The 26560-nt window shown below is 64.6% G+C and carries 21 protein-coding genes; 6 read left to right on the forward strand and 15 right to left on the reverse strand.

The window, feature by feature from the left end:
- Positions 1 to 591 precede the first annotated feature (591 nt).
- The 5 genes from K3F49_RS06725 to K3F49_RS06745 all read right to left on the reverse strand — a co-directional run bounded on the left by K3F49_RS06725 (position 592) and on the right by K3F49_RS06745 (position 5401).
- Positions 592 to 2238 carry a GMC family oxidoreductase gene (locus K3F49_RS06725; RefSeq protein WP_234680097.1) on the reverse strand — a complete coding sequence of 549 codons (1647 nt, stop codon included), beginning with the start codon at positions 2236 to 2238 and terminating at the stop codon, positions 592 to 594.
- 16 nt (positions 2239 to 2254) lie between these two features.
- Positions 2255 to 2848: a GNAT family N-acetyltransferase gene (locus K3F49_RS06730; RefSeq protein WP_234680098.1), complete on the reverse strand. Its 594-nt coding sequence runs from the start codon at positions 2846 to 2848 to the stop codon at positions 2255 to 2257.
- A gap of 117 nt (positions 2849 to 2965) precedes the next feature.
- A complete protein-coding gene (locus K3F49_RS06735) occupies positions 2966 to 3892 on the reverse strand; it encodes an SMP-30/gluconolactonase/LRE family protein (protein WP_234680099.1) in 927 nt (308 codons plus the stop codon).
- A gap of 136 nt (positions 3893 to 4028) precedes the next feature.
- Positions 4029 to 4862: an AraC family transcriptional regulator gene (locus K3F49_RS06740; protein WP_234680100.1), complete on the reverse strand. Its 834-nt coding sequence runs from the start codon at positions 4860 to 4862 to the stop codon at positions 4029 to 4031.
- A 191-nt stretch (positions 4863 to 5053) separates the two neighbouring features.
- Complete coding sequence (locus K3F49_RS06745; RefSeq protein ID WP_234680101.1) at positions 5054 to 5401, reverse strand: hypothetical protein; 348 nt, start codon at positions 5399 to 5401, stop codon at positions 5054 to 5056.
- Between the two features lie 183 nt (positions 5402 to 5584).
- Here K3F49_RS06745 and K3F49_RS06750 point away from each other — a divergent pair, with 183 nt between their 5' ends.
- Positions 5585 to 5809 carry a hypothetical protein gene (locus K3F49_RS06750; RefSeq protein ID WP_027529381.1) on the forward strand — a complete coding sequence of 75 codons (225 nt, stop codon included), beginning with the start codon at positions 5585 to 5587 and terminating at the stop codon, positions 5807 to 5809.
- A gap of 281 nt (positions 5810 to 6090) precedes the next feature.
- Here the strand turns inward: K3F49_RS06750 and K3F49_RS06755 are convergent, their stop codons facing one another.
- On the reverse strand, positions 6091 to 6747 hold the full coding sequence (locus tag K3F49_RS06755; protein ID WP_234680102.1) for a glutathione S-transferase family protein: 657 nt from the start codon (positions 6745 to 6747) through the stop codon (positions 6091 to 6093).
- A gap of 115 nt (positions 6748 to 6862) precedes the next feature.
- On the opposite strand from K3F49_RS06755, the gene K3F49_RS06760 reads away from it, so the two are divergent.
- Positions 6863 to 8086, forward strand: a complete 1224-nt coding sequence (locus tag K3F49_RS06760; protein ID WP_234680103.1) for a polyhydroxyalkanoate depolymerase — start codon at positions 6863 to 6865, stop codon at positions 8084 to 8086.
- Between the two features lie 47 nt (positions 8087 to 8133).
- On the opposite strand, the gene K3F49_RS06765 is transcribed toward K3F49_RS06760, so the two are convergent.
- The 8 genes from K3F49_RS06765 to K3F49_RS06800 form a co-directional block, all read right to left on the reverse strand.
- Positions 8134 to 11463 (reverse strand): adenylate/guanylate cyclase domain-containing protein, encoded by a 3330-nt coding sequence (locus K3F49_RS06765; protein WP_234680104.1) that lies wholly within the window; start codon positions 11461 to 11463, stop codon positions 8134 to 8136.
- Between the two features lie 316 nt (positions 11464 to 11779).
- A complete protein-coding gene (locus K3F49_RS06770; RefSeq protein ID WP_234680105.1) occupies positions 11780 to 12295 on the reverse strand; it encodes a hypothetical protein in 516 nt (171 codons plus the stop codon).
- Between the two features lie 347 nt (positions 12296 to 12642).
- On the reverse strand, positions 12643 to 14511 hold the full coding sequence (locus tag K3F49_RS06775; RefSeq protein WP_234680106.1) for an ABC transporter ATP-binding protein: 1869 nt from the start codon (positions 14509 to 14511) through the stop codon (positions 12643 to 12645).
- A 9-nt stretch (positions 14512 to 14520) separates the two neighbouring features.
- A complete protein-coding gene (locus K3F49_RS06780; protein ID WP_234680107.1) occupies positions 14521 to 15447 on the reverse strand; it encodes a 2-hydroxyacid dehydrogenase in 927 nt (308 codons plus the stop codon).
- Positions 15448 to 15454: 7 nt separating this feature from the next.
- Positions 15455 to 16783 (reverse strand): NAD(P)/FAD-dependent oxidoreductase, encoded by a 1329-nt coding sequence (locus tag K3F49_RS06785; RefSeq protein ID WP_234680108.1) that lies wholly within the window; start codon positions 16781 to 16783, stop codon positions 15455 to 15457.
- Between the two features lie 40 nt (positions 16784 to 16823).
- Entirely contained in the window at positions 16824 to 17699 is an 876-nt protein-coding gene (locus tag K3F49_RS06790; protein WP_027529375.1) for an ABC transporter permease, read from the reverse strand.
- 3 nt (positions 17700 to 17702) lie between these two features.
- Positions 17703 to 18653 carry an ABC transporter permease gene (locus tag K3F49_RS06795; RefSeq protein ID WP_234680109.1) on the reverse strand — a complete coding sequence of 317 codons (951 nt, stop codon included), beginning with the start codon at positions 18651 to 18653 and terminating at the stop codon, positions 17703 to 17705.
- 27 nt (positions 18654 to 18680) lie between these two features.
- The gene (locus K3F49_RS06800; RefSeq protein WP_234680110.1) at positions 18681 to 20372 is read right to left on the reverse strand and encodes a peptide ABC transporter substrate-binding protein; all 1692 of its coding nucleotides are present in this window, start codon (positions 20370 to 20372) and stop codon (positions 18681 to 18683) included.
- 202 nt (positions 20373 to 20574) lie between these two features.
- On the opposite strand from K3F49_RS06800, the gene K3F49_RS06805 reads away from it, so the two are divergent.
- The gene (locus tag K3F49_RS06805) at positions 20575 to 21213 is read left to right on the forward strand and encodes a cupin domain-containing protein (RefSeq protein WP_234680111.1); all 639 of its coding nucleotides are present in this window, start codon (positions 20575 to 20577) and stop codon (positions 21211 to 21213) included.
- Positions 21214 to 21351: 138 nt separating this feature from the next.
- Complete coding sequence (locus K3F49_RS06810) at positions 21352 to 23205, forward strand: ATP-binding protein (protein WP_234680112.1); 1854 nt, start codon at positions 21352 to 21354, stop codon at positions 23203 to 23205.
- Positions 23206 to 23224: 19 nt separating this feature from the next.
- On the opposite strand, the gene K3F49_RS06815 is transcribed toward K3F49_RS06810, so the two are convergent.
- Complete coding sequence (locus tag K3F49_RS06815) at positions 23225 to 24250, reverse strand: AraC family transcriptional regulator (protein WP_234680113.1); 1026 nt, start codon at positions 24248 to 24250, stop codon at positions 23225 to 23227.
- 186 nt (positions 24251 to 24436) lie between these two features.
- Here K3F49_RS06815 and K3F49_RS06820 point away from each other — a divergent pair, with 186 nt between their 5' ends.
- Both K3F49_RS06820 and K3F49_RS06825 read left to right on the forward strand, forming a co-directional pair.
- Positions 24437 to 24886 carry a cupin domain-containing protein gene (locus K3F49_RS06820; RefSeq protein WP_148772773.1) on the forward strand — a complete coding sequence of 150 codons (450 nt, stop codon included), beginning with the start codon at positions 24437 to 24439 and terminating at the stop codon, positions 24884 to 24886.
- A 118-nt stretch (positions 24887 to 25004) separates the two neighbouring features.
- Positions 25005 to 26498 (forward strand): flavin-containing monooxygenase, encoded by a 1494-nt coding sequence (locus K3F49_RS06825; protein ID WP_234680114.1) that lies wholly within the window; start codon positions 25005 to 25007, stop codon positions 26496 to 26498.
- Positions 26499 to 26560 lie beyond the last annotated feature (62 nt).

A 26560-nucleotide genomic window follows, 5' to 3' on the forward strand; every position in this document is an offset into this window, starting at 1 on the left:
CGGCATACAGGTGAAGCCGAACACACGGCCTTCCCTGCGCAGTGGGTTGACGGCTTATGCCGTGCTCTCCCGGGAGCCGAATTCCTTCTGGCCTCCCTCGCCCCGCAGATTGACGATGTGGTTGACCCGGTTGGGCGCTCCACACCTCCGCAAATAGGCTTGACCGTAGCGACGACGGCCGGGACCACACGGTTTTGCCGTACGCGCGTTCATCTGACGCCACAGGGTCCTCCGGCAGTGTGCACACGCGCCGAAGGAATGCTGGCGAGACGAACTTGACAGCGCCGCTCGTTCACACGCAGGTCTCGAGCTCACAGGGACTACCCGCCCTGCCCGTCCCATCTCGTGCCGACGCTGCCGCGTCTACCGCAACCCGGCCCGCGCTTCGAACGACTCGCGAACCGCCCCTCTTCGTGGGCCGGGCTGTTTCGATATATGCCGCAATTCCGAATTTCGGTAAAGTGGAATATTTTTGCGCGAAGGGATTGACGGGATGGTCGGTGTTTTGCCCGACGGAACCATGGGCCCGTGTCCCGAACGCGCTGCAGCGTGTCACGCTGCTGTGCAGAGCCGGGGCACGAGACCGGACCTTCACGCCACCGCGGCGTCCGGGATGCGCGCGGCTTCCATCGGCCCCTTTCCACGGATCAGGTCCGAGGCACGGTCGGCGATCATCATCGTGGACGCATTCAAATTCGCCGAGATCATGCGCGGCATCACCGAGGCGTCGATGACGCGCAGGCCTTCGAGGCCGTGGACGCGGAGCTGGTCGTCGACCACCGCCCAACTCGAATCCGCCGGGCCCATGCGGCAGGTGCAGCCGGGGTGGAAGGTGGTGGTGCCGCGCTCGGTGGCGGCGGCGAGGAATTCGTCGTCGGTGTTGATGTTGGGGCCCGGGAAATCCTCATAGGCGTAATAGGGCGACAGCGGCGCGGACTTCAGCAGGCGTCGCGCGAGCTTCATGCCGCCGACGATGACGCGGCGGTCGAGCTCGGCGTCGAGATAGTTGGTCTGGATGATCGGAGCCGCGAACGGATCGTTGGAGCGGATGCGGACATAGCCGCGGCTCTCGGGACGCTGCTGCCATGACGCGACCGTCATGCCGGGTTCATCCTCGAGCTGGCCCTGCACGCCTTCCTTGTAGCTTGCCGGCGTGAAGGTGAGCTGCAGGTCGGACGAGTCAGCGCTCTCGCCGGAGTGCCAGAAGCAATAGACCATGGTCGGCGACAACGAGAGCAGGCCTTTGCGCGCGGTCGCCCATTTCAGCGCCTCGATCCAGAGCGAGAAACCACGACGAAGCTCGTTGATGGTCTTGATGTCTTTGACGCGCGCCACGGTGCGGGGGGCATAATGGTCCTGCAGGCCCTCGCCGACCGGCAGCGCGTGGCGCACCTGAATGCCGTGGGCATTGAGCAAATCGGGCGAACCGATGCCGGACAGTTGCAACAGCTGCGGCGAATTATAGGTACCGCCGGAGAGGATCACTTCCTTGTTGGCGCGCACTTCCACCGGCGTGCCGCCGCGCCCGCCCTTGGTGTAGCGCACGCCGACGGCGCGCTTGCCTTCAAAGATGATCTCGGTCGCGTGCGCATGGGTATGCACATGCACATTCGGCCGCTTCATCGCGGGCTTGAGGAACGCGGTCGAGCCGGAGACGCGCAAGCCCTTGTCGATGGTGCGCTGGCAATAGGAGACGCCCTCCTGCTTCGCGCCGTTGTAGTCGGGGTTGCGGGGAATGCCGAGCGAGACCGCGCCTTCCATGAAGGCCTCGCAGAGTGGATCGCGCCATTCCATGGTGGTGACAGTGAGCTTGCCGTCGCGGCCACGGAAATTGTTGTCGCCCTCGCCGACCCGCTTCTCCAACCGCTTGAAGTAAGGCAGCACATCGGCATAGCCCCAGCCGCGATTGCCCATCTGCGCCCAGGTGTCGAAATCCATCCGCTGGCCGCGGTTGTAGATGTGGCCGTTGATCGAGGACGAGCCGCCGAGCGTCTTGCCGCGCGGCGCGTAGATGCTGCGCCCGCCGGTCCAGGGTCCGACCTCCTGCTGGTAGGCCCAGTTGATGCTCTTCATGTGGAAGGTCTTGATGAAACCCGCCGGCAGATGAATGTAGGGGTGCCAGTCGCTCGGACCAGCCTCCAGCACGCAGACGCTGGTGTTGGGATCTTCGCTGAGCCGGCTGGTGAGGACGCAACCGGCGGAGCCCGCGCCGATGATCACATAGTCAAATCTATCCATGGTGCCTCGGCCGCCTTTAGCGCGGCTTGTCGTTGAGTTGATATTCGAGATGCGCCTTCACCGTCGGCCACTCCGCCGCGGTGATGCTGTACACGACAGTGTCGCGCAGCGTGCCGTTCGGCGCGACCTGGTGGCTGCGCAGAATGCCGTCCTGCTTGGCGCCCAGGCGCTCGATGGCGCGGCGGCTCTGGTGGTTGAAGAAATGCGTGCGGAATTCGACCGCGATGCAGTTCAGCGCTTCGAAAGCGTGGGTCAGCAGCAGCAGCTTGCACTGCGTGTTCAGGGGCCCGCGCTGCGCGCTCTTGCCATACCAGGTCGAGCCGATCTCGACGCGGCGGTTGGTGGCATCGATGTTCATGTAAGTCGTCTGACCGACGATCTTGCCGCCGGCGTCGAACACCGTGAACGGCAGCATCGAGCCCGCGGCCTGCAGGCCCAAGCGGCGGTCGATCTCCTTGGCCACGTTCTCCGGCGTCGGGATCGCGGTGTACCAGATCGTGTAGAGCTCGCCGTCCTTCACGGCCTCCACCAGCCCCTCGCGGTGCTCCTTCGACAGCGGCTCGAGACGGGCGTGCTGTCCACGCAGGGTGACGGGATCAGGCCAGGGCATTTGGGACTCTCTCTTTTGTCATTGCGAGGAGCGAAGCGACGAGGCAATCCAGGCTGTCACCGCGGCGGCATTCCTGGATTGCTTCGCTCCGCTCGCAATGACGGTAACTAGCACCGTTTATTTGTTTAGGAAATTGAGGGGCAAACCGCCGCGCGGCCAGTCCATGGCGACGAGTTCGCCCTTGCCTGACAGCGTGATGTAAGCGGTCTTGAGCTCGGGGCCGCCGAAGGCGATGTTGGTGGTGACGCGGTCGCCGGTCGGGACCTGCTCGACCAGGGTGCCGTCGGGCGCGATCACCGAGATGCAGCCGGAGACGAGCGTGGCGACGCAGACATTGCCATTCGCTTCCACAGCCAGCGAGTCGAACATCTGGTAGCCGCCGAGGCCGCAGATCGGCTTGCCACGCTCGCCACGATAGATCGCGTCGCGCGGCTTCAGCGCGCCGGGCGCGGAGAGCTCATAGGCCCAGAGCCGGCCGGTCGGCGTCTCCGCGATGTAGACGGTGTTCTCGTCCGGCGACAGCCCGATGCCGTTGGCCGGCAACACACCGTGCACGACCTCGACGATCTCCTTCATGCCGGGCTTGAGGTAGTACATGCCGCCGACATCCATCTCGCGCGCGCGGCGCTTGCCGAGATCGGAGAACCACAGGCCGCCGTGCTTGTCGAACACGAGATCGTTCGGCCCGCGCAGATCGTGCTCGCCGCATTTGGTGACGATCGTCTCGATCTTGCCGGATTGCAGGTCGACGCGCTGGATCGAGCCGCCGAGATAATCCTCGGGCTGCGGGCCCGGCATGATCATGTTGCGGGTCGGAATCCAGGAGAAGCCGCCATTGTTGCAGATGTAGATCTTGCCGTCGGGGCCGAGCGCCGCGCCATTCGGGCCGCCCGGCACTTTCGCCACGATCTCCTTGCGGCCATCGGGATAAACGCGGGTCAGGCGCTGGCCGCGGATTTCCACCAGCACCACCGAACCGTCAGGCATCACGACCGGCCCTTCTGGAAATTCGAGGTCGGTGGCGAGAACACGGACGTTGGACATCGAGGGACCCTCCCGGCTGCTTGTTATGGCTTGCTCGGGATGTCCGGCACGGCCCCGCTGGCAAGTTTTGCCAGCGGTTATGACAAAGTAGGTCCCCCTTGCCAAGCAAGCGGGATGGTATGCCAGCGTTGCAGCGTTACTCCCTGACCGGTATCCAAATCTCGAAGCCGCCATTGCCGGTCATGGGATCGAACTTCTCGTCATAGCGCTCGAAGTTCGGCGCGTCGGCGGCCTTCAGCCCGGAGGCCGGCAGCCATTGATTCCAGATCGTGTTGACGGTGCGACGGATCGAGGCGACGTGGTCGGTGTGGGTGAACACCGCATAGCGCTGCTCGGGGATGCGGATGCGGCCGAGCCCGCGCGGCAGATCGGAGAAGTCGGCAACCTCGACGCCGGCGATGTAATCGAAATTCCCGGAATCATCGCCGTTGCAACACACGCCGTAAGCGACGTTACCGATACGCGCTGGGATGCCGGCGACCTCCTGATGGAAACGCTGCCACAGGCCGGGGATGGCGGCGCCGTTGTCGCAAGAGATGCGCTCGGCGGGGCCGGCGACGAGGAAGGCCTTTGCGGTTTCGAAACGCGGGGCTTTGAGATTGTCGAGCATGGTGGACTCCATGAGGATCGGCTCCTGAAGTGTGAGTTGGCCGATGCACGTCGCCGCCCTTACCGCTTCGGGCGTGGTGCCGAACTGGTCGCGGAACGCGCGGGTGAATGCTTCGTGCGAGCCGTAATCCGCCTCCAGCGCCAGCGACAGAATGTCTGGCGCGCCCTTGGCAAGACTGCGCGCCGCCTCGCTCAGCCGCCGTGCGCGCACGTAACGCATCACCGGCAGACCGGTGGCTGCGGCAAACGCACGCACCATGTGGAACCGTGACACGCCACCGATCGCAGCGATCTCGTCGAGCATCATCGGCTCGGCCAGATGGCTCTCGATATACCAGAGCGCGCGCTGGGCTGGGTTCATGGGGTGCGACTCTCGTTCGAAGCGGGGCGATGATGCGCCGCGCCGCCACGCCACGCTTGATCAGGATTGCTCTCGTGCCGCGGCACGGGTGTCGTAGGGTGGGCAAAGGCGCATTTGCGCCGTGCCCACCATCTCCCCATGAATTGAGAAAGTTGGTGGGCACGCTTCCGCTTTGCCCACCCTACGGCACCTTACTTCGCATCCTTCGCTGGCGGGGCATCCTGCTTCTTCTTCATATCCTCCGCCGTCTTCGCCTGCGCGGCCTGGAGATCGCCGATGTTCTTCTGGAGGCCTACGAGCGTCACCTTCAGCGCGTCGATCTGACGGTTGGCGGCGTCGATCTTCTGCTGGTGATCGAGATTGAGCTTGGTGATGGTCTTCTGGAGAAAGTCGACATTGCTCTGGAGACAGCTGGTGCGCCGCTCCATGGTCTTCTCGACCGTGCAGATCTCGATGCCGGGGACGTCCTGTGCCAGCGCCGGCGTATGCGCGACGAGCGGTAATATGGCGAAACAAGCGGCGGCGAGCGTGCGCGGCATCCAGGTTCCTCGTCAAATTAATCACGGCAATGTGCGCCGATCGAGCGCGCCTTCCCGAAGCTACCACACTCGTACCGCATTCTCGCGTTGAGCTTGGGTTGTTCCCTCGGACGGGGAACGTTGAACCGCACGCGGAAGAACTGGGCGCTCTTTCCGCGGCTTTGATTAGGGGAGATTTTTGGAATGGCAACGCGCGATAGACGTCTGGCGGAATTCGATGGCGCCGGCGAGCCGCCACCCGGCCTGCCAGTCGAAGTGCTGTGTGAGGACCACAGCGGGACATATCAACTGCCGTTCGCCTGCCGCTATGTCGAGGGCCGCTGGCAGAACGACGCGGCCGGCGTCCCGGTGGAGGCCACCGTCATCGGCTGGCGCGTACCGCGCATGAAGCATTCGGGCGTGGCCTGACCGCGCGCGTCTGTCCCAAAATGCGACGGGGCCGCGCTCTGCCTTAACGAACGGAACGCGGCCCGAACGAATCACGTCCGAATCGGCCGTTTGGCGCTGTACGCGGCTGTTCACGGCTAGATGTCGACGAGGGCCTTCCTGGACGCACAATATCTGCGCAGGGCAGGTGCTGCCCCTCGTTGATTGGCAGCACCAAAAGTTAATGATGGCAAAGACATAGAGGTCGGGGAGGACGCGGGCCGCCGTCGCCCCCGAAACAGGCAGGGCAGTACGCCGCCTGCCTAATATTCGACCTCGAGCTCCTCGATCTCGGCCGGCTCTTCCTTCGCCGCTGCGATCCATTCCTGCATTTCGGGCATCGCCATGATGGCGTCGGCATAGGCCTTGAGAGGTGGCTCGAGCTTGACGTCATAGGTGACGAAGCGCGTCACCACCGGGGCGTACATCGCATCCGCCATGGTGCGCGTCTCGCCGAACAGGAACGGGCCGCCGGATTTCGCCAGGCAGTCGCGCCAGATCAACCAGACCCGGTCGATGTCGGCCTGCGCGCGCGACCAGATCTTGAAGCCGGGAAAATGCCCCTTCAGATTGACCGGCAGCGAGGCCCGCAACGTGGTGAAGCCGGAATGGATTTCGCCGCAGATCGAGCGGCAATGCGCGCGCTGGACGCGATCAGCCGGCAGCAGTCCTGCGTCCGGCCTCACCTCATTGAGATATTCGGCAATCGCGAGCGTGTCCCAGACGGTGGCGCCGTCGTGGCGCAGACAGGGCACCAGGATCGAGGACGACAGCAGCAGGATTTCGGCACGCGCCGACGCGTCATCCGGGGCGGTGACGATCTCCTCGAAATCGAGCCCGGAAAACTTCGTCAGCAGCCAGCCACGCAGCGACCAGGACGAGTAGTTCTTGCTGCTGATGGTCAGTGTCGCCTTCGCCATAGGGCTCTTCCCTCACGTTTCCGGCCAAACGAGCAGCAAGCGACGTGCCAATTCCAGGAGCCCTTTGCTTGGCGTCGATATTGCATGGCAGCACGGGAGAGGTGGGCGCTCCAGTATGATGTCGATGTATTATCAGGCGTTTCAGAACCAGATGGACCTGACGGCGCCGTGGCGGGCGGGCGCCACGTCCGCGCTCAAATTCCTCAATCTGGTGCCGCAGGGCCTGTCCGACCAGGTCGTCGGCCGGCTCTCGGCGGCGCTGGAGCTGATCTCGCGCTCCACCCTCACCTACCACCGCCCGGCCTACGGCATCGACAGCGTGATGGTGGGCGATCGCGAGATCGGGATCACCGAGGAGATCGCCTACGCCACGCCGTTCGGCTCGCTGCTGCATTTCAAGAAGGACAACGGGATCGAGCAGCCGCGCATGCTGCTGGTGGCGCCGATGTCCGGCCATTTCGCCACGCTGCTGCGCGGCACCGTGAAGACGCTGCTGCAGGACCACGACGTCTACATCACCGACTGGCACAACCCGCGCGACATCCCGCGCAGCGAGGGCCGCTTCGGGCTCGACGACTACACCGAGCATCTCATCGACTTCCTCGGCCAGCTCGGCCCGCGCCCGCATATGGTGGCGATCTGCCAGCCGTCGGTCTCGGCGCTCGCGGCCGCCGCGATCATGTGCGAGGGCAATCATCCATCGCGGCCGGCGACGCTGACGCTGATGGCGGGGCCGATCGACACACGGATCCAGCCGACCAAGGTCAACGACTTCGCCAAGAGCAAGCCGATCGAATGGTTCGAGCAGAACCTGATCAATTACGTCCCGGTGCAGTGCCGCGGTGCATTCCGGAAAGTCTATCCCGGCTTCGTGCAGCTCACCGCCTTCGTCTCGATGAATCTCGAGCGTCACATCAAGCAGCACATGGATCTCGCCAACCACATCGCCAAGGGCGAGAAGGAGAAGGCGGCCAGCATCAAGACCTTCTACGACGAATACTTTGCGGTCATGGACCTGCCGGCCGAGTTCTACATCGAGACGGTGCGCGACGTGTTCCAGGAACACCTGCTGCCGCAGGGCAGGCTGATGCATCGCGGCCGTCCCGTGGATACCAGGGCGGTCAGCCGCATGGGGCTGATGACGGTCGAGGGCGAGAAGGACGACATCTGCTCGATCGGCCAGACGCTCGCCGCGCAAGACCTCTGCACCGGCGTGCGCGCCTATCGCCGGGTGCATCACATGCAGGCCGGCGTCGGCCATTACGGCGTGTTCTCCGGCAAGCGCTGGAACAACGAGATCTATCCGCTGCTGCGGGATTTCGTGCACGTCAATTCGTGACCGTCATCGCCTGCCCACAGATGGCCCGCTAGAGAAGCGGCACACCTCTACTGCTCTTGCGCGAGCAGCTCTTTCGCTTCCATGACTTCGGGAAGATTTCGCTCGGAATCGAATTCGGCGAGCATGGGAGCGAGCACGTCGGAGGCCGCGCCCGCTCGGCCGATCGTCTTGTACAGGCGAGCAAGTCCGAGGGCGCTGCGCAGCTCGAAGGTCTTCGCCTGCTGGCACCGTGCGATGTCCAGCGCTCGCTTCAGGGCAGTTTCGGCACCGGATGCGTCTGGAGGGTCGTGACGCAACAAGAGCTCGCCATGGACGCGGTGCAGTTCGGCATCAAGCCAGTGCTGACCGGATTGTCCGGTCCATGCGATCAGCTCGCTCAGGATCTCCAGCCCGGTCCCGAGCTGGCCCATCGCTGCGTCCGCCATGGCGACATGCATTCCCCAAAACGGTTCACAGAGATAGCAGTCATTCTCGTGCAGCAAGGTCCAGCCGCGACGCATTTCCGTCAGCCCGGCCATGCGATCGCCGGCACGCCACTTGGCCAGGCCGTCGAGGTAGGTGCCGGCGGCCACATACAGCGGCATCGTGTGGTCGCGCGCGAGACCGAGCGCCAAGATCGTCTCCGTCTGCTGCAACATGCCCCCGCATAGTCCGTCGAACACGGCGCGATGAACCAGCGCATTGGCCTCGGACAGCGCCCGTTTTTCTCCGGAAGCACTCACGGCTTCGGCGGCCAGCTGACGTGCGCGCGCAATCCTGCCGAGCGGCCAAAGCACCAGGGCCAGGAATCTCATGATCACGAACGGGAGATCCAGCGCGGACGCCCGGAACGTCGCCGGATCCGGCTCAGCACCATAAATCTCCAGTGCTTGCTCGAGATGCGCCCTCGCGTTCAGGTAATCGCCTCCGAACCAGCAGGTAACGCCGCCCGTCCAACGTGCAACGACGGCGGCCACCGGTGAGTCCGGTCGTCGATCAGCGGCGCTCGCGATGGCATCCGCCAGCTCCCGCATCGGAGCGAGTTCGCCGTGCGTCAGGCAGGCATTGAAAAGGCCCGAATGGATCGGCGCAAGTTCGACGGGATCATCGATGTCGGCTGCGAACTGTCGGGCGCGCGTCCATGCGGCGACCGTTTCGGGCGCGCTGTGACCGAGGCTGCCCCGCAATGCGCGGCCATATGCAATCTGGAGATGCAGCCTGCCCATCATGCGGCGGGGCTCATCGGGCAACTCATCGGCGATCGCAATCGCCTTGCCGAGATGTGCGATCGCCTCGGAATAGGCCGAGCGTTTCAGCGCCTGCTGGCCCGCCTTGCGCCACCACACGATGGCGTCCTCGCTCAGCCCCGCCTCGGTGAAGTGATGCGCCAGAACTTCCGGCTCTGTCTCGGCGATGACCGGAAACTTCTCGCGCAGGACATCGCCGATGCGCTTGTGAAGCACCTGCCGCTTGCTCTTGAGCAGGCCCTCGTAGGCCGCTTCCTGTACGAGGGCATGCCTGAAACTATAGTTCGCTTCGGGCAGAGCCCCGCGACGCACCAGCAATTCAGCCTCTTCGAGTTGCCCGAGTGCGGCGCTCAGCATCAGATCATCGCGTCCCGCCACAGATCTCAGCAGCGCGTACGAGAAATCGCGGCCGATGGCGGCACCAATCTGGGCGACCTCCTTGACTGGTGCCAGCCGATCGAGACGCGCCATCAGCGAATCCTGCAGCGTCGCCGGAATGGCGAGCGGCGGCAGTGGACTGTCGAGGCGATAGCGCCCGGAATCTTCGACGAGCAATCCGGACTCCAGCACCATCTTGGTCAATTCCTCGACGAATAGCGGGATGCCATCCGTCTTGTCGACGATCTGTTCCATCATCTCGCGCGGCAGCTTCCGGCCCACGGTCACCTGCTCGACCAGTGCACGCGTGTCCTGCCGGTCGAGCCGGTCGAGCCGCAACAGACTGACATTCGCAAGGCCCGACCAGGAGGGCTCGAACTCCGGCCGGGATGTCATGAGCACGAGTATCGGCAGTCCCCTGATCCGGTCGACACCGAGATCGAACAGTTCAAGTGTCGTGGCATCCGCCCAATGCATGTCCTCGCAGATGATCAGCAGGGGTTGCTCCCGCGCCAACCCCTCGAGCTGATCGAGAAGGGCGGCAAATGTCTGTCGCCGCTGCTGCACCGGGCTCAAACCGAGCGGCGGATAATGATCGCCGGTGGGAATCGAAAGGAGAGCCGCAATGAGCGGCGTCGCCTGGGCAACCTGCTGCGTTCCAAGCGCCAGCATCGCCTCGAGCTTGTCGAGCTTTTGCCCGGGCGTATCGTGCGCCTGGATGCCGGCGGCGCGCTCGAGCTGCGCGACGAAGGGATGAAGTGCACTGTTGGTATGGTAGGGCGAACACTGATATCGCACCCGGCGGTGCGCCCCCAATGAGGGACTTTCGGACAGCGTTGCGACAATGCGCGACTTGCCGATGCCCGCTTCGCCAGAAATCAGCGCCATCTGGCCCTGCCCCTGCCATGCCCGCCGCTGGCGCGAGAGAATGAATTCGATCTCGTCCTTGCGGCCGACAAAGCCGATTGAGCGCGCCGCGCGGACCGCCTCGAAGCGGCTCTCGGATGCGATCGCTCCCTCCACTGCCCAGACTGCGATGGGTTCGGTTATTCCCTTGACCTCGCGGCGGCCGAGATTGCGAAACGTGAAGAGATCACCAAGCAGCCGGCGCGTCGACGAGGCAACGACGACCGCCCCCGGCTCCGCCAGGCTCTGGAGCCGAGCAGCGAGGTTTGGTGTATCGCCGATGGTTGCGTGCTCCTCTGACGCATCGCCGCTGATGAGGTCGCCGACCACCACAAGCCCGGTCGCAATTGCGATCCGCAGTTCAACCCGCTCGTCGGTGCCTGTTTTGAGTTGCCCTGTCGCAGAGATGGCGTCGAGGCCAGCTCGCACGGCCCGCTCGGCATCATCCTCGTGGGCGCGGGGATAGCCGAAATAGACGAGTATTCCGTCACCGACGAACCTGGCGATCCAGCCGTCATAGGCAGCAACGACGCTCGCGCAGGCGGCGCGGTAGGCTCGGATCACTTCCCACATGTCCTCGGGATCGAGACGCGCAGACAGCGCAGTCGAGCCGACCAGATCGCAAAACATGACGGTGAGGTGACGCCGCTCGGCGTCATGAGGAGGCGCCGGCGATGCAATCAACGCGGCGGGATCGAGGTCGGCAATGGCACGCAGCATTTTACGGCGATGACCGAGCAGGACGCCGAGCTTATCGAAGTCCTCGCCCATCAGCTCGGGAAGGACGCTCATGTCGATCCCGTTTTGGACAAAACGCTCGGCGTATTGCCCAAGCCCCATCGTATCGAGCCATTCCGCAATCTGCATCGGCTCCACCGATCGTGTGGTTGGCGGTTCGCAGAATCTTGGACCTCGGCGCGGGGACAGTATCCCAACGCCGCCATGATGGCACGTCTTGTTTGTTTGCGCGATAACGTAGGTTGCTCAGTACCGATACCGCTTCGCGGCAGGGACGTTGCTCGACGCGCAAGGCAGCGCTACTCAAAATCGTCTGCATGCCGTGGTGGACGACAAAGGTTGCGATGAGCCGTCAGCGCCTTTCACACCCGAAGCCGTGTGCGGCATTGGACTTGTGCCCACGTCACGACGCCGAGCAGACGTTTCTCGTGAGCACAATCGTTTTTCATTCCTTGTCCATCGGCACTTCGGAGTTGCGTGCCATCGTTCCCGCCGCGACCTGAAGCGAAGACCCAACCACCCAACAGCCCGCAACAAAGCCGATCAGGCCATTGGGAAGGTTTTGATCAAGGACAAGGATGCTGACGGACAGAGTTGCTGCTATCGCCGCGCCGAACGTTCCGGCCGCACTCATGATCTCGGCCGCCTCGGATCCGTTGTATTCTTCCGAGGTGCTCGCAATCGTCTTCCGCGCGACACTGCGCGACAAATCAATTCCAACATAATAGCTGAGAGCTCCGTAGAGCATCGTCAGCAGCACGATCCAGCCGCTTTCGAAAAGTCCGCCTTTCTGGCGTAACAGGGTCGCACCCACATAGAGGCCGCATGAGGCACCAACGGCTGCGAGCCCGATTCTTTCAAGAAGATGGGCCGACTTGATCAGACTGGAACGCGCGATCCGAAGACCGCTGACGTACCTTGCGAGGGAAAATGCGCTCGAAATTGCACTGCTGATCTTCATTGGGGGCTCCTTCTGAGTAATTGGCAGCCTACTGGCCCGACCCCGAATAGAAGCTGCCGGGACGCGGTTCTCGATGCCCTAGATTCCAATTTCAGAAAGATCTGTGCTGAGTGATGGGGCTGGCTCGCTCGTGAGTAAGACGAGAGCCAATCCAAATCTGCGCGCACGCGGCTGCGCAGTCATCTCACCCGTGCCTGTCGGTTAGCGTCCGGGTGCGACAATTTCTTGCGAGAGTGATAGCTCGAAACGAGAGTAACGGACTATGAGGCGCTTCACATACCGCAGTTCCATGTCGCTCCATCCGGTCACGATTTCAGGAGCGCAAATCTGCACCGCGCAGTCGCGCGTCACACCGACCACTCCTCGCCACAGACCTGCACCACATGCCCGGGCGAGACTTCGCGATATTGCCGCAGCGGGGGCTGATAGCCGGGCGCGCGCACCGGGCTTCTGATCTCGTCGTTCGACGCCTCGCGCCTGGCGCCGCGGCGTGCTGGATCGGGCACCGGCACGGCGGCCATCAGCTTCTTCGTATAGGGATGCTGAGGATGACCGAACACAGCTGCGCGCGGGCCGATCTCGACGATCTCGCCGAGATACATGACCGCGACGCGATGGCTCATGCGCTCGACCACCGCGATGTCGTGGGAAATGAAGAGATAGGCAAGGCCCATACTGGCCTGAAGGTCGAGCATGAGATTGACGACCTGCGCCTTGACCGAGACGTCGAGCGCGGAGACCGCCTCGTCCGCGACGATCAGCTTCGGCCCGAGCGCAAGCGCCCGCGCGATGCAGATGCGCTGGCGCTGGCCGCCGGAAAATTCGTGCGGGAAGCGCGCGGCCATGTCGGCGGTGAGACCGACGCGCACGAGGAGATCGGCGACCTTGTCGCGCGCCTGTGACGCCGTCGCCAGGCCGTTAGCGAGAAGTGGAGCTGCGATCGCGGTTCCCACCGACATGCGCGGATTGAGGCTCGCGAACGGATCCTGAAACACGATCTGCATGTGCTTGCGGAAATCGCGCAAGGTGCGGCCGGTCATGGCGAGCACGTCCTGGCCGTCGATCAGCACGGTGCCGGCGTCGGGCTCGGTCAGCTTGAGGATCGAGCGGCCCGTGGTCGACTTGCCGCAGCCGGATTCGCCGACCAGCGCCAGCGTCTCGCCGGCGCGCAAGGTGAAGGAGATGTTTTCGACGGCGTGGACACGGCCCGAGACTTTTCCGAACAGGCCGGAGCGGATCGGAAAGCGCGTGGTGAGGTTCGAGACCTCGAGCAGCGGGCGTTCGGCAATCGAGACTGTATCCGGCGTTTCCGTCGGCTCGTCCGAGGTGCCCGTCACCTTGTCGACGATCGGAAACCGCATCGGCCGCGTCCGGCCGTCCATCGAGCCAAGCCGCGGCACGGCGGCGAGCAGCGCACGCGTATAGGGATGCGAGGGTGCGGCGAAGATGCGCGACGTCGCGTCGGTCTCCACCGCCTGCCCGCCATACATCACGACAGTGCGGTCGGCGATCTCGGCGACCACGCCCATGTCGTGGGTGATGAAGACGATCGACATCCCCTCCTCCTGCTGAAGCTCCTTCAAGAGCTCCAGGATCTGCGCCTGGATGGTGACGTCGAGTGCGGTGGTCGGCTCGTCCGCGATCAGGAGTTTCGGCTTGCAGGCCAGCGCCATCGCGATCATCACGCGCTGGCGCATGCCGCCGGAGAAACGATGCGGATGCTCGTGGAAGCGCGACCTTGCCGCCGGGATACGGACACGGTCGAGCAGCCGGATGGTCTCGGCCTCGGCCGCCGCGCGTGACAGGCCGCGATGCTGGATCAGCGCCTCCGCGATCTGGAAGCCGATCGTGAGCACCGGGTTGAGGCTCGTCATCGGCTCCTGGAAGATCATCGCGACCTCGTTGCCGCGGATGTCCTTCATGCTCGTTTCCGGCAGCGTCAACAGATCGCGGCCGGACAACATGATGCAGCCTTCACTGCGGCCGCTCTCTCCGGGAATGAGCCGCATGATCGAGAGCGCGGTGACGCTCTTGCCCGAACCGGATTCGCCCACGATCGCCACGGTTTCGCGGGGCGCGATATCGAAAGAGACGTTGCGAACCACCGGGATCCATTGCCGCTCGCGCAGGAAGGACGTGGTGAGGCCCGAGACCGACAGCACGGGCGCCTGTGCTTCGGCGGCGATTTGGTCAGGTCTGGTTGCGCCGATGCACATGCGATTACCCTAGTAACCGCGGCTGCGGTTAACCAGCCCCGGCAGCTCCTCGCCGCGGCGGTGACGTGCGATGACATCGAGCACGAAATCGACGGCCGTGTCCGGGCTCGTCATGCTGGCATTGTGCGGCGTCAGCAGAATGCGTGGATGGCTCCAGAACCGATGGCCTGCCGGCAGCGGCTCGGGATCGGTGACATCCAGCACGGCACCCGACAGCGCGCCGCTGTCGAGTGCGGCAAGGAAATCAGCCTCAATGAGATGCGGGCCGCGCCCGACATTGACGAGCGCCGCCCCGCGCGGCAGCCGGGCGAACAGATCAGCGTTGAGGATGCCGCGGGTCTCGTCCGTCAGCGGCAACAGGCAGACGAGGATGTCGGACTGCGCGAGGAATTTTGGCAACGCGTCCGCGCCGGCGTAACAGGTGACGCCCTCGATCTCGCGCGGCGAACGGTTCCAGCCCGATAGCGGAAAGCCGAACGCCCTGAGGCGTTCGAGCACGGCCTGACCGAGCTGGCCGAGCCCCATGACGCCGACACGACGACGTTTGGCCGGCGTGATCCGGATCTCGCGCCAGACCTGCTCCCTCTGCTGATTGATGAAATGCAGGAGATCGCGATGCAGGCCGAGCACCGCCATGGTGACGTATTCCACCATGGTCTCGGCGATGCCGGGCTCCAGCATGCGCACCAGCGGGATGTGCGCCGGAACTTTCGTTGCGTCGAACTGGTCGACGCCGGCGCCGACCGAAAAGACCAGCTCGATGTTGGGAAAGGTCGCCGCGATATCGTCCGGCGGCACCCACGCCACGAGATAGCGTACCGCGGCGGGATCACCGATATCGGGCCAGAGCCGGAACGGCACGTCGGGCGCGCGCTCTGCGAAGAAGGCCGCCCACTCCGCACCGCGCACCATGTTGGCCTTGTAGAGAACCGTCATGCGGCCCTCAGAACGGGCTGACCGGCGCGAGCCGCCGGCCGTCGATCATGCGCTTGTGGCTGTAGGCGGCGGGATCGACCAGCGGCGTCGCCCCGGTCACGATGTCGGCGGCGAGCTTGCCGGCCGCAGGGCCGATGCCGAATCCATGGCCGGAGAAGCCGGTCGCAAGGAAGAAGCCGGGCAGCGCGTCGACCGGCGAGATCACCGGGATCGTATCCGGCGTGCAGTCGATGGTGCCACCCCAGGCTTCCGCGATCTCGATGTCTTTCAGTTCAGGGTTCGCCTTGATCAGCGAGGCCAGCGCCGCATTGACCAGCGACATGTCGGGCGCTGGATCGCGCACGCGCTCGGCCTCGAACGGTGACGGTTTGTCAAAGCTCCAGCCTGTACCGCGCATAACTTGGTCGAAGAACGATTTGCCGAACGACATCTTCAGGCCATTGCGACGATGCAGATAGGTCGGCCAGAACGTGCGCGCGTAGCGGAACAGGTCCGGCGACAGCTCGACCGTGCCACGATTGCGCAGCGCCAGCGTGAAACCACCATCGAGACGGCGGCGGATGCAATAGAGATCGGTGCCGAGCGCACCGGAGGTGATCTCGGGTGCCGGCGTGGTCCGGCACGCCGTGGCGTTGACGAGACCGATCGGCAGCTCGATGCCGTGACGGCGGCAAAACAGCGACGACCATGCGCCACCCGACAGCAGCACGGCTTGCGTGCGCATGGTGCCTTTCTCGGTGACGACGGCGCTGACCCGGCCGCCGGTCGTCTCCAGCCCGCGCGCGGCGCAGCCCTGATGGATGGTGACGCCGTGTTTTCGCGCAGCCGTTGCCAGCGCGGGCACGGCCATCGACGGTTCGGCGCGGCCGTCGCTCGGCGTATGAAGGCCCCCGACCCATTTGTCGGTATTGCCCGGCATGCGCTCGGCGACCTCGGCCGGCGTCAGCACGGTCGAATGGACCTGCATCTCGCGTGCCGTTGCGGCCCAGCGCTCCCAACTGGCGAGCTCGTCCTTGCTCTTGGTCAGGAACAGCACGCCGGTGCGGCGGAAGCCGGCATCGACACCGGCTTCGTTCTGCATGTCCTCCCACAGCCGCAGCGCTTCGCGCGCCAGCGGAATTTCCTCGCGCGCACGGCCCTGCTGACGGCACCAGCCCCAATTGCGGCTCGACTGCTCGCCGCCGACATGACCCTTCTCGACCAGCGCGACGGAGAGGCCCTTCTTTGCGAGATGATAGGCCGCGGACACACCGATGACGCCGCCGCCGATGACGACGACGTCCACCTGCGTCGGCAGGCGTTCGTCGCTGTTTATACGATTGAGCGGCGGCGACATGATGCACTCCTGGAGGCCAGTTCGATCGAGATCTTGCTCGTCATGGGATGTTCATTCGCGGATCGAGCGCGTCGCGCAGGCCGTCACCGAGGAAGTTAAAGCTCGTCACGGCCAGCGTGATGGCGACGCCCGGTGCGATCGCGAGCCACGGCGCGCTGGTGAGATAGATCTGCGCGTTGTTGAGCATGTTGCCCAAGCTCGCGGCCGGCGGCTGGATGCCGTAGCCGAGATAGCTGAGATAGGATTCCAGCAGGATCGCCTTGGCGACGTTGAGCGTCGCCGCAACCATGATCGGCGCGACCGCATTGGGCACGAGCTCGCGAAACATGATCCGCAGGTTCGACGAGCCGAAGGCGAGCGCAGCCACCGCAAATTCGCGCTCCCGCAGCGAGCGCACCTGGGCTTCGACGACCCGCGCCACCCACATCCAGGCAGTCGCCGCGATCAGCACGGTGGTGGTGACGAGGCCGGGCTCGGTGAGCGCCGCCAGCGCCAGCAGCAGGAAGATGGTTGGAAAGCACAGCACGGCGTCGACCAGCCGCATCAGCACGGCGCCGACCACGCCGCCATAGAAGCCGGCGAAGGCACCGACGACGATGCCGACCACCATCGCCATCACCATCGCGACAATGCCGATCGACAACGAGACACGCGCACCCATCATCAGCCGCGCCAGCACGTCACGGCCGAGTTCGTCGGTGCCGAGGATATGTGCGCCCGAGAACGGCGGCGCGAACCGCTTCATGATGTCGATATAGGTGTCGTCGAACGGCAGCAGATAGGGACCGATCGCCGAGCCGAGGACGAGGACCACGATGATCACCGCACCCGCAAGCGCCAGCCGATGCCGGCAGAAGCGCCGCCACGCGGCCTGGCCAGGGGCGGGTTGAGCGGTGGAGAGAGCAGCAGTCGCCATCGCCTAGCCCACCCGGATCCGCGGATCGACGACGGCATAGAGAATGTCAGCAATCAGCGAGCCGATCAGCACCATGGTCGCCGAGAACATCAGGATGCCCATCACCACGGGATAGTCGCGGTAACCGATGGAATCCAGGAACAGCCGGCCCATGCCGGGCCAGGTGAACACGGTCTCGGCGACCAGCGCGCCGCCGAGCAGCGTCGGAAACTGCAGGCCCGCGACCGTGATCATCGGCAGCAGCGCGTTGCGCAACGCATGTACGGTGAGGATGCGCCATTCCGGCATGCCCTTGGCGCGCGCGGTGCGGATGTAATCCTGGTTGATCACCTCGAGCATCGAAGAGCGCATGAAGCGGCCCCACATGGCGGTCTCGACCAGCGCCAGCACCATCGCCGGCGCAATCAGGTGATGCGCCAGATCGAGGAAGGAGCCGTCGCCGACGGTTTCGCGGTTTCCCGCCGGCAGCCAGCCGAGAGTCACCGAGAACACGTAGATGGTGACGAGGCCGAACCAGAAGGTCGGGATCGACAGCGCGATCATGGCGCCGACGGTGGCGAGCGAGTCGAACAGCGAATATCGCCGGAGCGCACCGAGTATACCGATCCAGCAGCCGAGCAGCACCGCGATGATGGTCGCCGTCGTCATCAGTTCCAGCGTGGCGCCGAGATGCGAGGAGATCACCGACAGTACCGCCTCGCCGTCGCGATAGGACTTGCCCCAATCGCCCCTTAGCATGCGGCCGAACCAGTCGAGATACTGGATCGGCAGCGGGCGATCGAGGCCGAGTTGCCTGGTGACGCGATCGAGATCCTCCTGCGTCATCTGTGCGGAGGCCGCGAATTGCGAGAGCGGACCGCCGGGCGCCAGATGCAGGAGGGCGAAGCCGATCGCGGAGACGATCACCAGCAGCATGACCGCCTGCGCCAGGCGATTGGCGACGTAACGAGCCATCTCAGGCGATCTCGCGAATGGAGCGCATCACGCCCAGTACCATTCGCGGATATTCCAGCAATTGCTCGAGGTGTTGATGTTGGGACGGAAGCCTTGCAGCCCCTCCTTCACGCCCTCGGCAATGAAGCCCTGGAACAACGGCAGGATCGCGAGGTCGTTCCGGATCAGCTTTTGAAGATCGCCATAGGTGGCCTTGCGCTGGGCGAGATCGAATTGCTGGGCGCCTTGCGCGAGCAGCCGATCGGCCTCCGCGCTTTTGTACTGATAGGTGTTGTAGCCGCGGCCACCTTTGGCAGGGGTCGCGCCGGAGCCGAACCGCGGCGTCACGTCGGGGTCGCTGCCGAGCATGAAGTTCACGCCCACGATCACCGAATTGAACTTCGACTGCTGCCAGAAATCGCCCCAGATCACGGCGGCCGGCATGTTGTTGACGCGCATGGTCGCGCCGATCGCGCGCCAGTCCTGGATCAGGAGCTGCTGGGTCTGCTCGCGCACCGCGTTGCCCGAGGTCGTCGAGTTGGTGAATTCGAGCTTCACGCCACCCTTCTCGCGGACGCCGCCGGCGCCGCGCACCCAGCCGGCCGCATCGAGCAGCGCGTTGGCCTTGGTCGGATCGTATTTGTGCTGCGGCAGGCCGTGCTGGAACGACCATGCTTCCTTCGGCACGAAACTCTCGGTCTGCATCGGCAGGCCGTAGTTCAGCGCATCGATGATCGCCTGCTTGTTGATGGCGAGATACAGCGCCTCGCGCACCGTGCGATCGGCGAAGGCGCCGAACTCGAGATTCGGCGCGATATGCTCCACCGACGCCGTTGACGAGACGAAGATCTTGCGCGCCTTCAGTGTCTTCGCTTCCTGCACGAAGTTCGGCAGGATGCCCTGCAGGCCGGTGTAGTCGACCTGTCCAGTGCGGAACTGGGTGTAGAGGACGGTGAGATCGGGAATGTACTTGAAGACGACGCGTTCGACGTAAGGCCCCTTGCCGTGATAGCCGGCATAGGCATTTACCTGAGTGTGGTCGCCGGGCACACGCTCGCCCCAGCGGAACGGCCCGGTGCCGACGGGTGCGTTGTGGAACGGCGACGAATTCGGGTCGGACACCTTCTCCAGGATGTGTTTCGGCACGATGAAGGTGAGGGACAGGATCGACAGGTAGGGCGAATAGGGAGCTTCCATTCGCCAGTGGATCTCGTCGGGCGCGACGATCGTGATGTCCTTGACCAGGCTATGGCCGACGCGGTTGCGGACGCGGAAATCGGGATTGTTGATCAAGTCGAGCGAGAACTTGACGTCGTCGGCCGTGAACGCCGTGCCGTCGTGCCATTTCACATCGCTGCGCAGCTTGATCTTCCAGGTCAGGCCATCGGCCGACAGGCCGCCATTCTCGACCGTCGGAACTTCGCGCGCGAGGTCGGGAACGAACTTGCCGTCGGGATCGATGAACCAGAGCGGCGAGAACACCTGCCACCAGACCCCCTGGTCGACTTCGATGCCGGGCATCAGGGGATGAAAGACGGTCGGCTCCTGCGACAGCGCCGCGATCACCTGTCCGCGCGGCTTGTCCGGCGGATTGCCCGGACGTTCGGTCTGCGCAAAGGCGCTGCCTGAAAACGTCCATCCTGCCGCGGCGCCTGCGCCGAGCTGAAAGAATTGTCGGCGATTTGGAATGCCGAGATGATGCAATCCGCCAACGCCGAACTTGCCGGTGCTGTCTGCCATGACCAGTCTCCGTTCCCGCACGCGGCACCTCTCCCGCGCCCCGAGACCCCGGCAAAGGGACAGGAGTGGGCTTTAGTGCTTCTAAATTTTTCGATCAAAAGTTCACCATGACTAAATACAGCTGTCAATCGGATTGCTAGGATGCGCGACCTTTTCACACCGCCGGCCATTCCGGCGGTGAGGTCATGCACGGGAGAGCGACATGGATGGTCGCGGCAACACGAACGGTCCGAAGGAGGCCTCGACGACCGAGGCCGACGATGCGGTCGACCAGCGGCTCGGCGAGACTGTGCGGCTGCTGCGCCAGCGCGCCGGCCTCTCGATCCAGGACGTCGCCAACAAGACCGGCCTCTCCAACGGCATGATCAGCCAGCTCGAACGGGCGCGCGCCATGCCGTCGATCCGCACGCTCCGCCTGCTCAGCATCGCGCTCGACGTCCCCATCTCCTATTTCTTCGAGACCAGTGATTCCGCGGCCGCCGATGTGCAGCGCTACATCGTGCGCAAGAACAACCGGCGCCTGCTGCGCCTCACCGCGAGCGGCGTCGTCAAGGAAGCGCTGACGCCGGAAGGCACGGGCCAGCTCGAGCTCTACGAGCTCACGCTCAATCCCGGCGCCTCGTCCGGTACCGACTTCCTGCAGCACAACGGCGAGAAGGCCGGCTACATCCTCTCCGGCAGCCTGCGGCTGTGGCTCGACAACCAGGCCCATGTGCTCGAGGCTGGCGACAGTTTTCGTTTTCCGAGCATCGTGCCGCACATGTTCGACAACCCGACCCAGCAGGCGGCGCGTGTGATCTGGGTCACGACGCTGCGCCAGACCGATTCGCCAGCGAGTTGAACCCAAAGCACGCCTCGCCCCGATACCTCCGGAAATTGCCCTCGACGACGCCGCAGGGAGTCTGTAGCTCACAGGGAGCCGGACTCATTTGACAGGGCGGACGCGAGGGTCCGCGGCGGACGTCGCTGGTGTGAGAGCATGAAACTCAGGGGGCTTCTGACACTCGCGATGGCCGCGCAGGTCGTCGTGACCGCCGCGGCTCTCCTCGTCTCGTATGCCGTGACCGGACCCGGGTTCGGCGCTTCGGAGATCATTGCGCTGCTCGCAAGCGGCGCCGTCGCAGTGCTGATCGCGCGGCTCTGCACGCGTACGATCGAGACGGCGCAGGACAAGCGCATCGCCGCGCAACTGGCCGAGCAGGCGAAGTCGAGCGCCCGGATGACCCAGGCCGTCATCAAGACCGCGCTGGATGCTTTCGTGCAGACCGACGCGAACGGGATCATCCTGGAGTGGAGCGTTCAGGCCGAGGCGCTGACCGGATGGACGCGCAAGGAGGCGCTTGGCGCCGACGTCGTCAACCTTCTCATCGCCGAGCCGCTCCGCGACGGTTTCAGGCAACGCATGATGCGCCTTCTGCCGGAGCTTTCGCATACCCCGATCGGCATCCGGTTTGAGGCGACCCTGCTGCACCGGGAAGGCGACGAGATCCTGATCGAGGCATCGAGCACCACGCTCCAGCTCGGCGGGCAAACCGTCATCAACAATTTCGTCAAGGACGTCACCCAGAAGCGCGCCGCCGCGGAGCAACTGATCCAGGCGCAGAAGATGGAAGCGGTCGGCCAGCTCACCGGCGGCATCGCGCATGAATTCAACAACATGCTCACGGTAATCACGGGCACGATCGATATCCTCGCCGACGCCGTGAAGGACAACCCGCCGCTCGCCACCATCACCAAGCTGATCAGCGAGGCCGCCGATCGTGGCGCCTCGCTGACCTCGAGCCTGCTGTCCTTTGCGCGCAAGCAGGCGCTGCAGCCGGCCGATATCGACGTCAACGACCTGCTCGAAGAGCTCGCAAAGCTGCTGCTGGCGACCTTCGACAAGAAGATCGAGATCGTGAAGAGGCTCGACGACGCCATCTGGCTCGCTTTCGCCGACCGCGGGCAGCTCTCCTCGGCGCTGCTCAACCTCGCGATCAACGCTCGCGACGCGATGCCTCAAGGCGGCAGACTGACGCTGACAACGCGCAACGTGGTGTTCGGCGTGCGCGAGGCCGTCGCGGTCGGCGCGGGCTATGCCGGCGACTATGTCGAGATCCAGATTGCCGACACCGGCACGGGCATTCCGCAGGCGATCCTCGAACGCATCTTCGATCCGTTCTTCTCGACCAAGGAAGTCGGCAAGGGCACGGGCCTCGGGCTCAGCATGGTGTTCGGCTTCGTCAAGCAGTCGGGCGGCGGCATCAAGGTCAGATCGGAAGAAGGCCGCGGCACGACATTCACGATCTACCTGCCGAAGGCCGAGACCAGCGTGCTTCGCCCGACCGGCTATGACGAACGCAAGATCGTGGGCGGGACGGAAACCATCCTTTGCGTCGAGGACGACCGCGATGTCCGTCACTACGTCACGGTCCAGCTCGAGAGCCTCGGCTACAAGGTCATCCCGGCCACCAACGCGAGCGACGCGCTCGCCATCGCGGCCCGAGGCACGCCGTTCGATCTGCTCTTCACCGATATCGTGATGCCCGGCGCCTTGAATGGACGGGAGCTCGCCGACGAGTTAGTGGCTGCGCGGCCCTCCTTACGGGTGCTGTTCACGTCGGGATATGCCCACGACGCCCCGCATGGGCTGGGACAGGCCACCATGGGTGCGCCACTTCTGACAAAGCCCTACCGCAAGGCCGAGCTCGCACGCATGCTGCGCCGCTCGCTCGACACCGCCGTCGATGCGGCAGGTGATCCGATCCCGACACCCTATTCGGTGCAGGCCGAGGTCGAGAGCTTCTTGCGCAAGCAGGAGACCGACGAGGACACGACGCGATCGCGAAAATGATCGTTTCGGGCGCCTCTCGCTAACTCATCCGCCGCCGCAACGTTGCCGACGGCGTCTCGCCGAATTTTTCGCGGTAAGCGCCGGCCATGCGACTGAGATGGGTGAAGCCGAGATCGAAAGCGATGTCGGTGATGGAGACATCCGGCGAAGACTGCGCGAGCCTGGCATGGAGACCAGCGAGGCGCATATCGAGCAACATCTCCGAGATCGACACGCCGAAGTGACGGCGGAAGCCGAGCTGGAGCGCGCGAATGCCGATGCCGGACGCGCCCGCGAGCTGCGCGAGATCGAGCGGCTCACCGGCATTTTCCGCAAGATGGTCCCGCGCGGCCCGGAGCGCACGCGGCAGACGTTCGGCTTGCCCTGAGAACGTCCTGATCGCATCCGACAAGCCGTGCCGCTGACCATTGAGGAGACAATCGAGCAGCGCCTCGCGCCAGTCAGCCGTCGCGGCCGGTGAAAGCCGGCCGGACGGCCCGAGCCGTTCGGCGAGCCTCGTCAGCTCGGCAAGGCTGGCTTGCAGGTGGTGGCCGCACGGCGCATTCAGGTCGATCGCGGGATCGAACTCGACCGCGCCGGCCGCCCTGCCCGACAGCGCCGCGGCACGCTGCTCGACCATGCGACGGTCGAGCAGCAAGATGGCTTGCGCACAGTCGCGCCACATCATCCGGGTCGGGACCGTCGGCGACAGCAGCGACGCCGTTCGGTCCGGCACGGCATCGAACCCCCCGGCGCCCGCACGAATGTGGGCGGTGCCCGTGAGCGGGATCTGGACGAGGAAGAAGCGGTCGAGGCAGCCCGGATCGATGCTGACGGTCCGACCATAGGCAACATAGTTGATGGAAAAGCCGTCGAACGCTGCGCAATTGTGCCGGGCCGAAAATCCGGAAGCACGCGCCTGCGCCGGCTTGAGATCGTGAGGACAGAAAATGCGTCCGATCTGCTCGGCCGCCTCGTCGACGTCATCGGTGGTGACGCGAGCGAACTCCGCAAGCCTTTCGGCCTGGGACCACCGTGTGCTCATTTCCTGCACGGCTGCGGACATCGTCGACCACGCTTCGCATCACGGAATTACTTCAAGCATATAATAGTTCCGCGGACGCGCAAAGGGCCGTGTCGCAAAATCGTCGTGCTGCATGGCAACAGCCGCCTTTGGATTCGTTTAGCGGATAGACACCGGCTCGCACGTGGCCGAAGCTCGGTACCCGCCGGAGTTCATATGGAGGCGAGCATGACTGCACTCGAAAAGGGCATTACCGCAAATGGCACGGGCTATGGCGGCAAGACCTGGAACATCCTGGGTCAGGTCTATTTCCCCAAGGCCGTCACCGAATCCACCTTCGCGTTCGAGACCAACAGCGATCCCGGCCAGTTCGTGCCGGTGCACATCCATCCGACCCAGGACGAGTTCATCCTGGTGCAGGAAGGGACCCTCGACCTCAAACTCGACGGCAAATGGGTCAAGGCCCATGCCGGCGACCTCGTGCGTTTGCCGCGCGGCATCCCGCACGGCTATTTCAACAAATCCGACAAACCAGCACGCGCGCTGTTCTGGGTCTCGCCGATGCAGAAGCTGGAGGCGCTGTTCAATCAGCTCCACAATCTGACCGACCCTGCCGAAGTCGTGCGCATCTCGGCGCTGCATGAGGTCGACTTCCTGCCGCCCGAGGCCAACGACTAGGCCAGACAACCAGGCAAGCCGCCCTCTCGTTCACCTTCACTGCTTGCGTGTCCGCCGGCCGCCCCTCGCGGCCGAACGAGGCCGCTTGCGCGCGAAACACATTGATTGCGAGCCACCCATGGTCAGCCCAAAGCATGTCTGCGTGATCGGCGCCGGCGTCTCCGGCCTCGCCACCGCAAAAGCGTTCTCCGCCCGCGGCCACCGCGTCACCATCGTCGAGCGCAGCGCCGATCTCGGCGGCGTCTGGGAGCCGGCGCGATCGTATCCGGAGGTGCAGACGCAAAGCCCCAAGGATCTCTACCGCTACACGGATCGCGCCATGCCGGATTCCTATCCGGAGTGGCCGACCGGGCCGCAGGTCCATGCCTATCTCACAGACTACGCCAAGAGCTTCGGCCTCGACCGCATGCTGCGCCTCGACACCGCGGTCGCCGGCATGGCGCGACGCGCCGACGGCCGACCGGGCTGGACGCTCGCGCTATCGGGCAAGGACGGTACGATCACGAACGAGGATTTCGATTTCGTCGCGGTATGCACCGGGCAGTTCAACGAGCCGCGCGAGCTGCATTGCCCGGGCGAGGACGGTTTCGCGGCGCAGGGCGGACAGATCCTGCACTCGTCGAAATACAGCGATCCCACGCTGGCAGAAGGACGCCGCGTCGCCGTGCTCGGCGGCTCGAAGTCCGCGACCGACATCGCCGTGAACGCGGTGAAATCAGGCGCGCGTGAGGTCACCATCGTGATGCGCGAGCCGGTCTGGCGCATCCCCTATTTCATCGGCGGGCTCGTGAACTTCAAGCGCATCCTCTACGTCCGCGCGCAGGAGGAGATGTTTCCGGGCTGGGGCATCGGCGCGGCGTCGCGACTGGCGTACCGCGTCGCCGCGCCCCTGATCTGGGCGAACTGGCGCGGGCTCGAGAGCCTGCTGAAGGCGCAGCTCAAGCTCAATAAATGCAAGATGGTGCCGAAAGAGCGGATCGAGGACGGCGTCAACTGCTCGGTCCCGATCGCAACGCCGGGCTTCTACGCGATGGTCGCCGATGGCCGGATCAAGGCCGTGTTCGGCAGCTTCGACCACTACGAAGGCGACACCATCGTGATGAGCGGCGGCGAGCGCGTCAGCGCCGACATCGCCGTGCTCGCGATCGGCTACAAGCTCGGTGTGCCCTTCCTGCCGGACGCCTATCAGCAAAAGCTGGTCGATGCAGACGGGCAGTACCGGCTCTACCGGCTGATCGCGAACCCGGACCTGCCCGACCTCGGCTTCGTCGGCTTCAACTCGTCGTTCTGCACCGTGCTCTGCGCCGACCTCGCCGCAAACTGGCTGGTGCGCTATACAGACGGGCAACTCGCCAACCAGCCGACGGCGCAGCAGATGCGCGACAACATCGAGATGATGCTGCACTTCAAGCGCGTGGAGCGGCCGGCCGCGGGCGTCTATGGCGGCTTGTGCGTCGCGCCCTATCACTATCGGCATTTCGACGAGCTGATGGCCGACATCGGTGCCAAGACTCGGAAGCGCGGCGGGCTCGCCGGACACTTCCTGCCGCCCGACGCCGATGCCTATGCAAAATTTCTGACCTCCGCGCCGGAGTACCGGGCGGCGGGATGAGATTGGAGAACCCGATTTGCGGCTCGCCAGGCCGCGGATTTGATGCTTACGATCCCATGGCC

It is taken from the genome of Bradyrhizobium monzae (assembly GCF_021458635.1).
Taxonomy (GTDB): Bacteria; Pseudomonadota; Alphaproteobacteria; order Rhizobiales; family Xanthobacteraceae; genus Bradyrhizobium.

Excerpts from the sequence above, each read along its gene's own strand:
- K3F49_RS06760 (WP_234680103.1), top strand. The coding sequence starts at position 6,863 with ATGATGTCGATGTATTATCAGGCGTTTCAGAACCAGATGGACCTGACG.
- K3F49_RS06735 (WP_234680099.1), bottom strand. The coding sequence starts at position 3,892 with ATGTCCAACGTCCGTGTTCTCGCCACCGACCTCGAATTTCCAGAAGGG.
- K3F49_RS06805 (WP_234680111.1), top strand. The coding sequence starts at position 20,575 with ATGGATGGTCGCGGCAACACGAACGGTCCGAAGGAGGCCTCGACGACC.
- K3F49_RS06795 (WP_234680109.1), bottom strand. The coding sequence starts at position 18,653 with ATGGCTCGTTACGTCGCCAATCGCCTGGCGCAGGCGGTCATGCTGCTG.
- K3F49_RS06725 (WP_234680097.1), bottom strand. The coding sequence starts at position 2,238 with ATGGATAGATTTGACTATGTGATCATCGGCGCGGGCTCCGCCGGTTGC.
- K3F49_RS06800 (WP_234680110.1), bottom strand. The coding sequence starts at position 20,372 with ATGGCAGACAGCACCGGCAAGTTCGGCGTTGGCGGATTGCATCATCTC.
- K3F49_RS06785 (WP_234680108.1), bottom strand. The coding sequence starts at position 16,783 with ATGTCGCCGCCGCTCAATCGTATAAACAGCGACGAACGCCTGCCGACG.
- K3F49_RS06815 (WP_234680113.1), bottom strand. The coding sequence starts at position 24,250 with ATGTCCGCAGCCGTGCAGGAAATGAGCACACGGTGGTCCCAGGCCGAA.
- K3F49_RS06730 (WP_234680098.1), bottom strand. The coding sequence starts at position 2,848 with ATGCCCTGGCCTGATCCCGTCACCCTGCGTGGACAGCACGCCCGTCTC.
- K3F49_RS06790 (WP_027529375.1), bottom strand. The coding sequence starts at position 17,699 with ATGGCGACTGCTGCTCTCTCCACCGCTCAACCCGCCCCTGGCCAGGCC.
- K3F49_RS06765 (WP_234680104.1), bottom strand. The coding sequence starts at position 11,463 with ATGCAGATTGCGGAATGGCTCGATACGATGGGGCTTGGGCAATACGCC.
- K3F49_RS06745 (WP_234680101.1), bottom strand. The coding sequence starts at position 5,401 with ATGCCGCGCACGCTCGCCGCCGCTTGTTTCGCCATATTACCGCTCGTC.
- K3F49_RS06750 (WP_027529381.1), top strand. The coding sequence starts at position 5,585 with ATGGCAACGCGCGATAGACGTCTGGCGGAATTCGATGGCGCCGGCGAG.
- K3F49_RS06825 (WP_234680114.1), top strand. The coding sequence starts at position 25,005 with ATGGTCAGCCCAAAGCATGTCTGCGTGATCGGCGCCGGCGTCTCCGGC.
- K3F49_RS06775 (WP_234680106.1), bottom strand. The coding sequence starts at position 14,511 with ATGTGCATCGGCGCAACCAGACCTGACCAAATCGCCGCCGAAGCACAG.
- K3F49_RS06770 (WP_234680105.1), bottom strand. The coding sequence starts at position 12,295 with ATGAAGATCAGCAGTGCAATTTCGAGCGCATTTTCCCTCGCAAGGTAC.
- K3F49_RS06740 (WP_234680100.1), bottom strand. The coding sequence starts at position 4,862 with ATGAACCCAGCCCAGCGCGCGCTCTGGTATATCGAGAGCCATCTGGCC.
- K3F49_RS06780 (WP_234680107.1), bottom strand. The coding sequence starts at position 15,447 with ATGACGGTTCTCTACAAGGCCAACATGGTGCGCGGTGCGGAGTGGGCG.
- K3F49_RS06810 (WP_234680112.1), top strand. The coding sequence starts at position 21,352 with ATGAAACTCAGGGGGCTTCTGACACTCGCGATGGCCGCGCAGGTCGTC.
- K3F49_RS06820 (WP_148772773.1), top strand. The coding sequence starts at position 24,437 with ATGACTGCACTCGAAAAGGGCATTACCGCAAATGGCACGGGCTATGGC.
- K3F49_RS06755 (WP_234680102.1), bottom strand. The coding sequence starts at position 6,747 with ATGGCGAAGGCGACACTGACCATCAGCAGCAAGAACTACTCGTCCTGG.